Consider the following 10,739-nt stretch of genomic DNA (forward strand, 5'->3'; position numbering starts at 1 on the left):
TTATGAAAATTAGAAATTTTTTAATTTATTCTATTTTATATTTAATGTTAATTGGACTTATTATTGTTATATTTTTTAATGATTTATTTAACTCTACAAGAGTAATTAATTTAGGAATTTTCAATTTTCAAAAAACATTTGAATTTGATAGCTTTACTTGGGTTTGTATGCCACTTGTTATATATGTTATATTTGCATTACTTTATTTTTATTTTTCATTTATTTCTTTTCATTTTTCAACAAAAAGACTTATTAAAGATGGTAAAAAATTTGAAATGTTTTTAGAAGATTTAGTTTTAGATAAAAAAAATATTTACAAGTTTAAAACAAAAGAATTTCAAGACGCTAGTGAATTAGTAAAATCACTTTATTACAATCAAGCAGGAACAAGTGCTGATAAATTAAATAATGCAATAGCTATAAAAGCAATGGTTGAAAATGGAGAAATCTGTGATTTAAAACCATTTAAACTATCTAAAGACAATACAATTTATTTAAAAAACGAAGCAAATAAAGCTAAAAATGATTTAAATTACGCTTATAACTTACTAAAAAATCAAGAAGAAATTCAAGATGAAATCAGCCTAAGTGCCTACAATAATCTAATTTTAAACGGCATTTATGCAAATATTAAAACACTAAAAATTCAAAAAAGCAAAGAAGATATTAAAATCCTTTTAAATAGATTTGCTAATGATGATTTAAGTCTTAGCAATGCTGAATTAGAAGTTTTAATTTTTAATGATAATTTTGAAGAAGGCGAATATTTAGATTTTGCAAAAGAATTATTTGCAAAAATTGAGCCAAATAGCCTAAAAGCAATCTTTTTAAAACTAAAAAATGAAAAAGATAACGCATTTAGAGCGTATTTATATATACTTGCAAAACTTGCATTATTTGATGAATTAATAGAAGAAATTTATGGTAGCGAAGCTGATTTAGAAGATTTTAAATTAATTGTATTTTTAAAAGAACAAGGTAAAACTTACGATGTTGATAAACTTATTTGCTAATTCTAAGCCCTTATTTCTAGCACCAATGGCAGGTCTTAGCGATCTTGCCTTTAGAAGACTTGTTAAAAGATTTGATTGTGATGTAACAATTAGCGAAATGATTAGTTCAAACGCTCTTGTTTATGAGAGTGAAAAATCTTTAACTATGTTAGAAAAAGATAAAAGCGAAAGACCTTTTATAGCTCAAATTGCAGGTTCAAATAAAGAAATTATAAAAAAAGCAGTTGAGATTATAAATAAAGAAGAAAACATTCACGGGATTGATTTTAATTGTGGCTGTCCTGTAAATAAAGTTATTAAGCAAAATGCAGGTTCAGCACTACTTAAAGACTTAGATAATCTAAAATCACTCCTAGATATTATAAAAACCAATAATAAAGTAGGCACAACAAGTGTTAAAATAAGACTTGGTTTTAATGAGTGCGAAATAGAAAAAATAATAAATGCTTTAAACGAATTAGAACTAGATTTTATAAGTATTCACGGAAGAACTAGAGCGGGAATGTATAGTGCTAAGGTAGATTATAACGCTATAAAACTAGCAAAATCTTTAGCAAAAACCAAAATAATTGCAAACGGCGATATATCTTATGAAAACCATCAAATGGTATTAGAACAAACCAATGCTGATGGGCTTATGATAGGAAGGAATGCTGTTGGAAATCCTTGGATTTTCTCTCAAATTAAGGGTAAATTTAATGAAATTAATAAAAGCGAAATCATACTTACGCATTTTGAATTTATGTGTGATTTATACAAAGATTATGCTTGTTCGTTGTTTAGAAAACACTTGCACGAATATTCAAAAGGCTTAGCAAATGCGAGTGAATTTAGAAATGAAGTAAATAAAATTAATGAGCCTAAAATTATGCTAAATACGATAAAAGAGTTTTTTGATGCTACAAATTATTAAAAACCTTGATTTAGTTGAATATTTAGATGAATTATTTGCTTTATTTGCTAGAAATAAACCTTTATTTATTGAAGGGGATACTAATTTACACCTAGCAAGAATTAATGAATTATGCGAATATGAATTAAAAGAATTAAAAAGCGTAAAAGATTTAAGCAAAGCATTAAATCATCTTAGCAAAAAAGGCATTTTACACCTTGATGAGATAGAAGAATTTGTAAAGATTTTAAATTATTTTAAATACTTATTTCAAATTCCGTTTTCAAATTCTTTTAAAAAATACCTTGAAAAAATCATAATTCCTAATGAAATTGAAAATATATTAAAATATTTTAAAGATGATGTATTTGATGAAGAAAAAGATGAGCTTTTACAAAGTATAAAAATCAAAATCAAAGAATTAAACCAAAGCATAAATCAAAATCTAAGAAGCCTGTTAAACTCAAAATCACTTGAAAGCTATTTAATAGATACTCAAATACATTTTATATCAAATACTGAATGCTTATTGGTTAGGGGCGGATTTGCTAAAGTGCTTGATGCTAGTATTGTTGCAAGAAGTAGTGGTGGTGGATTTTATGTAGAACCTAGCAGTATTTTAAACTACAAACAAGTCATAAAAAGATTAGAAAATGAAGCCGATGCTAAAAGATTTGAATACGCAAAACAATTTAGTGAAATTTTATCTAAGCATTTATTGTTTTTAAAGTTCATAAATAAAGAATTTGATTTAATAGATAGCTATATTGCAAGGGTTAATTTTGCTAAAAAGAAGGATTTAAACTTCATAACTCCAAGTAATGATGATAAAATTATCTTAAGTGAGTTTTGCCACCCCGCTTTAAATAATCCAAAACCTGTTAGCGTAGAGTTTAAAGAGCAAGTTTTATTAATAACAGGTGTAAATGCGGGTGGAAAATCAATGCTACTTAAAAGCATTTTAGCTGCTAGTTTTATGACAAAATATCTAGTTCCTATGAGAATTAATGCAAACAAATCTCACATAAGCACTTTCAAAGAATATATAAGCATTATTGAAGACCCACAAATGGCTAAAAATGATATTTCTACTTTTGCAGGAAGAATGTTAGCATTTGCTAAAATGAATGGTAAGAAAAATTTCTTATTAGGGGTTGATGAGATTGAGCTAGGAACTGATTTTGAAGAAGCGAGTTCATTATTTTTTACCCTAATTTGTGAGCTGAAAAAACACGGAAAACTAATAATCACAACCCATCACAAACGCTTAGCAATGCTACTTGCTAAAGAAGATAAAGTAGAATTATTAGCAGCTTTATATGATATTAAAAATGAGCGTCCTAAATATGAGTTTTTAGCGGGAATTGTAGGCAAATCATACGCATACGAGACGGCTTTAAGATATGGAATAAGTGCTAGTTTGGTTGAACTTGCTAGAAAAAGCTCTAGCGAAGCTGAGCAAAATATAAATGAAATGCTAAATAAAAACCTAGAACTTGATGCAAAACTTAAAATGCTAATTGCAAACAACGAAAAAAAAGAAAATAAATTAAACAATCTCTTAGAAAGCCTAAAAGATAAAGAAAATAAATTAATTGAAGAATACAAAAAACGCAAAAATGAATTAGAAAATGAATATTTTAAAGCAATAAATGCGGCTAAAAAAACTCTTGATTTTTCTGATTTAAAAGACAAACAAAGACAAATTAATGCAGCAAATGTATTAAAGCAGCAAATAAAACCAGAAAGCGTTAAAAGAGAAGAATTTAAAATAGGAGATTTTGTAAAATACGAAAAAATTAAAGGCAAAATCATAGCTTTAAATAAAAATATAGCAACCGTGCAAACTGATATGCTACAATTAAAACTTGATATTTCAATGTTAAAAAGAAGTGGCGAAATTCCTAAATCAAATTCTAGCAAAGTAACTTATGAAAAAAGTGTAAGCAATGCTAGCACTAAATTAGATTTGCATGGATTAAGAAGCGAAGAAGCTATTGAATTATTAGATAAATTTATTTCAGACGCACTAATAATTGGATTTGATGAGATTATCGTATATCACGGCATTGGAACAGGTCGCTTAGCTTATGCTGTAAAAGAATATTTAAAAACTAATAGGAGTATAAAAAGCTTTTGTGATGCACCTGCAAATGCTGGTGGATTTGGGGCTAAAATTATAAGATTGTAGGTTGAAAAATGGAAAACAAGGATTTTAAAAAAATAAAAAATATTTTATATTTATTAATTGGTGTTTTTGTTCTACTTAATTTTTATCTTTTTATGGATTCTAGAAATTATGTTAGATTATTTACAGAAAGCTATTTTCATTCATTAATAAATAAAGAAGAATTAAAATCTTCTCAAATGTTAAGCGAATTTATCATTCAAGACAATAAAATTATCTTAAAAAATGATAATAGCCCAAAATTAAGTGAATTAGAGATTAAAGAACTAGCAAAAAATGATAATTTTTACGAAGCTATCAAAGTAGATAAAAATCAATTTAATATAAGATATTACGAATTAATTAATGGAATTTATTATGGGTTTAATAACCAATTTTATCTTACAAATTCTAGATTTTACCAATTTTACATACCTGTGCTTTTAAATATTTGTTTTTTCATTTTAATCTATATTCTATATAAACAAAAAAATCATATCTCAGCACAATATCAAAGAAGTATTAGCACATACACTAAAAGAATAGAAAAACTTGAAATTGAAGCAAGTATAGACCCGCTAACTCAACTAAAAAATAAAAGAAGTTTAGAAAAATCAATCGTTCTTATGAAAAATCCAAAATTATTATTAGTTGATATTGATGAGTTTAAAAAAATTAATGATTATTTTGACGCTAATACGGCTGATGATTTATTAAAACATATTGCCTTAATTATGAGCGATTTTGCTGATGAAAACCACTTAGAAGTCTATAAGCTTGATGGGGATTTGTTTGCACTTTTAGAAGATAGTATTGAAGATGAACAACGATATGAAGAATTAGTAACAGAGCTTATGCAAGAGCTTAAAAATAAAGATTTAACAATAGAGTATAATCACCAAATAGCTAGCATAGTTTTAACGCTTACAATGGGACTTTGTTTAGAAAATGAAAACACCCTTAAAAAAGCATTTATTGCACTAAAAAGAGCAAAAAGAGATAATAAGAATTTCGTTTGTTATTCTAAATTTATAGATGAAGAAAAAGAATATTTCCATCAACTAAGCACAGCAAAATCAATTCAAAGCGCAATAGCAAAAGACGAAATCTTACCTTTTTTCCAACCTATTTTTGATAAAGATAAAAATATTACTAAATTTGAATCTTTAGTAAGAATTGTCAAAAAAACTCCTGAAGGAACTGATGTAATAACTCCAGGTGCTTTTTTAGCAGTTTCAATTAAAATGAAACAATACGAAATTATTGAAAATTTTGTGATAGAAAAAGTTGTTCAAACTCTAGTTGAAAATCAAGACATTGTTTTATGTGTAAATCTTGGCGGAAGAGATATGATTGATAGTGCTAAAAATAATAAATTCATAAATCTTTTAAGAAGAACAGGGGTTGCTAATCGCTTAATTATTGAAGTATTAGAAGATGAGAATATTTCACAAAATGAAAAAATAAAAGACTTCTTAAAAAGAGTGAAAGAATTAGGCTGCAAAATCGCATTAGATGATTTTGGTAGTGGATTTAGTAATTTTTCGTATTTATTAGAATTAATGCCTGATTATATTAAAATAGATGGAAGTATTATAGAAAAAATTACAAAAGATGAAAAAAGCGAAAAAATAGTCAAAACTATAGTTTTATTCTCAAAATCTCTAGGCATTAAAACCGTTGCAGAATTTGTAAGCACAGAAGAGATATTTAAAAAATGTATTGAAATTGGTGTTGATGAATTTCAAGGATTTTATTTAGGAAAACCAAGTCCAACTTTTACTCAAGAAGAAATTGATTTAGACTTTTATCATTTAAAGGAAAAAAATGCTTAAAAAATTATTTATAGACCTTTTAAAAGAAGCTAGTGTTACTCCTGATGCTAAGAATTGTTATAAAATTACAAGTGAGTTTTTATCTAATTTTGATAATGAAATCATAGCTATAAATAATACTACAAATCAAATCTTAAGCAAAGAATTTAACAAAGTTGGTTTGCATATTTGTTTTTGCGGACATATTGATGTAGTTCCTAGTGGAAATGGCTGGGAAAGTGAGCCGTTTTTACCAACTATAAAAGATGATTTAATAATAGCGCGTGGCACTCAAGATATGAAAAGTGGCGTTGCAGCATTTTTGTATGCAATTAAAGAATTTAGCAAAAACGATATTAAAAATATAAGAAAAATCAGCATTGTTTTAACAAGCGATGAAGAAGGCGATGGTAAAGATGGAATTATCAAGGTTTTAGAAGAATTAGATAAAAGAAATGATTTGCCTAATATGTGCATAGTTGCCGAGCCAACTTGCGAAAAAGAATTTGGTGATAGTATAAAAGTTGGTCGTAGGGGTAGTATTCACGCAAATATAAAAATATTAGGAACCCAAGGTCATGCAGCCTATCCATCAAAATGTAAAAATCCCGTTCATTTAGGGGCTTCGTTTTTAGCTAAAATTTCAGGATTTGATTTAGATAATGGCAATGAGTTTTTTGAACCAAGTAAAATAGTAATTACTAATTTAAGTGCAGGAATTGGTGCATCAAATGTAACTCCTAGTGAGTTTAAAATTATGCTGAATGTTAGAAATTCTCCACTTACAAGCAAGCAAGATTTAGAAGATTTTTTAAGAGAAAATTTAAAGAATTTAGATTATGAATTAGAAATCAAACAAAGTTCAGAGCCATTTTATACAGACGCTAATTCAATACTTGTAAAAACTCTTAAAAAAGCCTTAGAAAATCAAGGTATTTTCAATACTAGCTTAAACGCAAAAGGCGGCACTAGTGATGCTAGATTATTTGCAAAATATGGCGTTTTAGTCTGTGAATTAGGCGTAGTAAATGATAAAATCCATGCAGCAAATGAAAGCGTGCCTTTTAGTGAAGTTGTAGCTTTAAGTAATACATTTTTAGAGTTTTTAAACTTAATGGAGGCAAATAATGTTAATTAATAGTGAAATTGAACTTATTAAAAAAGAATTAAATGATGATTTAGGTAGGGGAGATTTATTCTCACAACTTGAAAATAATGAAATAATAAAAGCAAATCTTAAGGCTAAAAGTGATGGGGTTTTTGCTGGCGAGCCTTATTTTAAAGAGATTTGTAAAATGCAAAATATTGAATATGAATTATTTATAAAAGATGGACAGAGCTTTAAAAAAGGCGATATTTTAGCAAAATTTAAAACCTTAAAAACTACTTTATTAATGAGTGAGCGAACCATACTTAATTTTATTCAACACGCATCAGGGATTGCTACAAAAGTTGCTTCAATGAAAGCTTTAATAAAAGATTATAATGTAGCTTTGCTTGATACTAGAAAGACAAGACCTGGATTAAGAGTGTTTGAAAAATACGCAATTCGTTGTGGTGGTGGGCAAAATCATCGTTTAGGTTTAGATGATTGTATAATGCTAAAAGATACTCATTTGCTTGGAGTAAAGGATTTAAAATCTTTTATAAAAGAGCTAAAAAGCAAAATCCCATATTACACTCCAATTGAAATTGAGTGCGATACAATCGAACAAGTAAAGGCTGCTTTAGAAGCTAATGTAAATGCGATTTTACTTGATAATATGAGCCCTAGTGAGTGTGCTAATATAGTAAAATTAAGAGATAGTTTAGGCATTAAAGTTATCTTAGAAGCTAGTGGGGATATTAACGAAAACACCATAGTTGAATATGCTAAAAGCGGAGTTGATGTAGTAAGTTCAGGCTCAAATATTTATAAGGCTACTTGGGTTGATTTTTCTATAAGACTTGGTGAATAATTATGGCTGATGATGCAGAAAAGACAGAAGAACCCACAGATAAAAAGATAGAAGACGCCAGAAAAGAAGGAAATGTCGCTAAAAGTCAAGATGTGGCAGCACTTATAACTCTTTGCGTTGGTTTTGGCTTTGCTTTATTTTGGGTTTATTTTCTGCACGAAAGAATTACGGCTTTATACATTTATTATCAGAGTTTAATAGGTAGCGAAATTGATAATAAATTGCTTTATAAAATAGGTATTAAAACCCTTTTAGAGCTTACATTAATGGTATTACCACTTGCTATTGCAATTGCTATTGCTGGAATTATTGCAAATGTTATGCAAATAGGCTTTAATTTTACACTCAAACCCATAATGCCTAATTTTGGCAAAATCAATCCAATCAAGGGCATTAAAAATATAATTTCAATGAAAAAGCTAATAGAATTAGTAAAAATCATTCTAAAAGTTAGCGTTATTTTCGGCATTGTTGGGTATTTTATATATAGCTTTTTGCCAGGACTTAGCCATTTAGCAATTTTGCCACTCATTAAACAAATGGAGTGGTTAAGAGATAAAATCATAATCCTTTTTGCAGCCGTTATTTGCTCATTTTTAGTATTTGGAATACTTGATATTTTTATAGTTCGTTTTCAGTATTTTAAAGGTCTTAGAATGAGTAAGCAAGAGATTAAAGATGAATACAAGCAAATGGAAGGAGACCCGCAAGTAAAGGCAAAAATTAGGCAAATCCAAATGCAAGCAGCAAGAAATCGTATGATGCAAGATGTCCCTAATGCTGATGTGGTAATTACCAACCCAACTCATTACTCAATCGCAATTGCTTATGATAGGACAAAGCATAAAGCCCCTGTGGTATTAGCAAAAGGAGTTGATAATATCGCCTTTAAAATCCGTGAAATAGCACAAAAACACGATATTCCAATATATGAGCAAAGAGAATTAGCAAGATCACTTTATAAGATTTGTGAAGTAGGAGATGAAATCCCTGTAGAATTATATAAAGCAACGGCTGAAGTCTTAGGCGTAATTGCTAGAATGAGTAGAAGATAATTTAAATTCTTTTTAAACACAATACAAAATATAAGCACCAAAAATCTTTATAAAATCAAAAAAACAATATCGCCAAATATAATTTTGAAAAATACTTTTAAATAGTTTTAATAGCTATTTAATAGTCATTTCAACGCTCCAATAAAAATTATCTACTCCAATAGCTTCAACAATACCACTTCTTTTCATAATTTCTTTGATATCAGGAGAAACACCTGCAATAAATACGGGAATTTTTCGCTTTTTAATGGCTTCTATTACTTCAAGAAAGGCACTTGCTCCTGAAATATCCATATAAGTTGTCCCTCGCATAGAAAATATAATCGCTGTTTTATAATTTATTCTGCTAGTTAATTCTAAAATTTTATCCGTATTAGAAAATATAATAGCTCCCATTATATAAATTACTTCAGCTTGTTTTATATGTTGTGGTAAAGGAGAATTTAAATCAGTAAATTTCTCACTATCAAAATAATCAAATTTAATTTTTAAGTTTGAAATCTGAACCATTAAAAGCATTAAAGATAAAATCACGCCTATTAAAATTGCAATTGTTAAATCAAAAATAATAGTTGCTAACATAGTTGCAAAAAACTGAACTAAAGCACCTTTAAATCTATTTTTAAAAAAATATTTAATAGTATGCCACTCATTCATTCTAAATGCAGTTACAAATAAAATTCCAGCTAACGCACTAAGTGGAATTAAACTCATAATCGGTGCTAAAACAAGCATAGATACCAATAAAATTATAGAATGAAATATACCAGTAAGCCTAGTAACAGCACCAGACTTAATAGCCACGCTAGTTCTAGCAATAGCAGCAGTCGCAGGAACTCCACCGCAAAAAGGAACTAAAATATTGCCTAAGCCTTGAGCTATTAATTCTCTATCGCATTTAAGTCTAACACCAACCATTCTACCACCACTTGCACCACATAATAAGCTCTCTATCATACCCAATAAAGCAATACTTATTGCAGGAGTTATCAATTCTTTTAAGTGTAAAATATCAAAATCACTAAAAGCAAACCTATCATCTAAGATTATGTTAGTAGGAATTACCCCTATTCTTTGAATATCTAATGAAAAAATTACACTTATTAATGTAGCGACTATCAATGCAATTAATGAAGCAGGAGCGTATTTTTGATATTTTTTAGGATAAGCTAACATAAAAACTATTACGAAAATACATATAAAAACTGAAATATAATTAATATCTAAATCCATTTTAAAATAATTTATTGTTTTTTCTAAAGTTGTAATTCCACTAGCTTTAACACCTAATAAATTATCAATTTGACCTAAAGCAATAATAACAGCAATTCCTGAAGTAAAACCTGTAATTACAGGCATAGGAATAAATGCAATCACTCTACCAAAATGAAATAATCCTGCAAAAATTAATAATAATCCAGCCATCAAAGTAGCCACAAAAACACCTGTTAGTCCATATTGAGTAGTTATGGCAATTAAAATAGCAGCCATTGCACCGGTTGGACCTGATATTTGATAATAAGCTCCACCAAATAACGATATTACAAACCCAGCTAAAATAGCAGTAATGAGTCCTGAAGCTGCACTTGCCCCACTACTAACACCAAATGCAAGCGCTAAAGGCAGAGCAACAGCAGCAACCGTAGCACCAGCCATTAAATCTTGTAATAATTTCATCTTGTTATATTCGGTAAATTCTAGTCTTAAATCTTGAAAATAGCTTTTCATCAAAACATTCCTTAGGTATATTTTGTTAATCATATCAATGATTGTTTTAAAACTAGCTTTTATACTAAATCGTAATTTCTAATTATTCTATTAATACTATGTATAAATACTA

8 protein-coding genes are annotated in these 10,739 nt (G+C 28.2%); 7 read left to right on the forward strand and 1 reads right to left on the reverse strand.

Annotated elements, in window-relative coordinates; genetic code table 11:
* Positions 1–2: 2 nt before the first annotated feature.
* The 7 genes from AVBRAN12637_RS05410 to flhB are packed head-to-tail and all read left to right on the forward strand — an operon-like array spanning position 3 to position 8,899.
* A complete protein-coding gene (locus AVBRAN12637_RS05410; protein WP_336615460.1) occupies positions 3–1,013 on the forward strand; it encodes a hypothetical protein in 1,011 nt (336 codons plus the stop codon).
* Complete coding sequence (locus AVBRAN12637_RS05415; RefSeq protein WP_214117402.1) at positions 991–1,926, forward strand: tRNA dihydrouridine synthase; 936 nt, start codon at positions 991–993, stop codon at positions 1,924–1,926. The genes AVBRAN12637_RS05410 and AVBRAN12637_RS05415 overlap by 23 nt, the downstream gene beginning before the upstream one ends.
* Positions 1,910–4,096, forward strand: coding sequence for an endonuclease MutS2 (locus AVBRAN12637_RS05420; protein ID WP_336615461.1), 2,187 nt, complete (start codon positions 1,910–1,912; stop codon positions 4,094–4,096). The genes AVBRAN12637_RS05415 and AVBRAN12637_RS05420 overlap by 17 nt, the downstream gene beginning before the upstream one ends.
* 8 nt (positions 4,097–4,104) lie before the next feature.
* A complete protein-coding gene (locus AVBRAN12637_RS05425; protein WP_336615462.1) occupies positions 4,105–5,907 on the forward strand; it encodes an EAL domain-containing protein in 1,803 nt (600 codons plus the stop codon).
* Positions 5,900–7,024: a succinyl-diaminopimelate desuccinylase gene (dapE, locus tag AVBRAN12637_RS05430; protein ID WP_336615463.1), complete on the forward strand. Its 1,125-nt coding sequence runs from the start codon at positions 5,900–5,902 to the stop codon at positions 7,022–7,024. The genes AVBRAN12637_RS05425 and dapE overlap by 8 nt, the downstream gene beginning before the upstream one ends.
* Positions 7,014–7,844 (forward strand): carboxylating nicotinate-nucleotide diphosphorylase, encoded by an 831-nt coding sequence (nadC, locus tag AVBRAN12637_RS05435; RefSeq protein WP_239803008.1) that lies wholly within the window; start codon positions 7,014–7,016, stop codon positions 7,842–7,844. The genes dapE and nadC overlap by 11 nt, the downstream gene beginning before the upstream one ends.
* Complete coding sequence (gene flhB, locus AVBRAN12637_RS05440; protein ID WP_214117411.1) at positions 7,844–8,899, forward strand: flagellar biosynthesis protein FlhB; 1,056 nt, start codon at positions 7,844–7,846, stop codon at positions 8,897–8,899. Before nadC ends, flhB begins: the two co-directional genes overlap by 1 nt.
* A 114-nt stretch (positions 8,900–9,013) precedes the next feature.
* On the opposite strand, the gene AVBRAN12637_RS05445 is transcribed toward flhB, so the two are convergent.
* Positions 9,014–10,627 (reverse strand): SulP family inorganic anion transporter, encoded by a 1,614-nt coding sequence (locus AVBRAN12637_RS05445; RefSeq protein ID WP_336615464.1) that lies wholly within the window; start codon positions 10,625–10,627, stop codon positions 9,014–9,016.
* Positions 10,628–10,739: the final 112 nt, after the last annotated feature.

The organism is Campylobacter sp. RM12637 (assembly GCF_020137645.1).
Taxonomy (GTDB): Bacteria; Campylobacterota; Campylobacteria; order Campylobacterales; family Campylobacteraceae; genus Campylobacter_E.

Bases quoted from the DNA above. Each gene is read 5' to 3' on its own strand.
- AVBRAN12637_RS05410 (WP_336615460.1), top strand. From the start codon at position 3: ATGAAAATTAGAAATTTTTTAATTTATTCTATTTTATATTTAATGTTA.
- AVBRAN12637_RS05415 (WP_214117402.1), top strand. From the start codon at position 991: ATGTTGATAAACTTATTTGCTAATTCTAAGCCCTTATTTCTAGCACCA.
- AVBRAN12637_RS05420 (WP_336615461.1), top strand. From the start codon at position 1,910: ATGCTACAAATTATTAAAAACCTTGATTTAGTTGAATATTTAGATGAA.
- AVBRAN12637_RS05425 (WP_336615462.1), top strand. From the start codon at position 4,105: ATGGAAAACAAGGATTTTAAAAAAATAAAAAATATTTTATATTTATTA.
- dapE (WP_336615463.1), top strand. From the start codon at position 5,900: ATGCTTAAAAAATTATTTATAGACCTTTTAAAAGAAGCTAGTGTTACT.
- nadC (WP_239803008.1), top strand. From the start codon at position 7,014: ATGTTAATTAATAGTGAAATTGAACTTATTAAAAAAGAATTAAATGAT.
- AVBRAN12637_RS05445 (WP_336615464.1), bottom strand. From the start codon at position 10,627: ATGAAAAGCTATTTTCAAGATTTAAGACTAGAATTTACCGAATATAAC.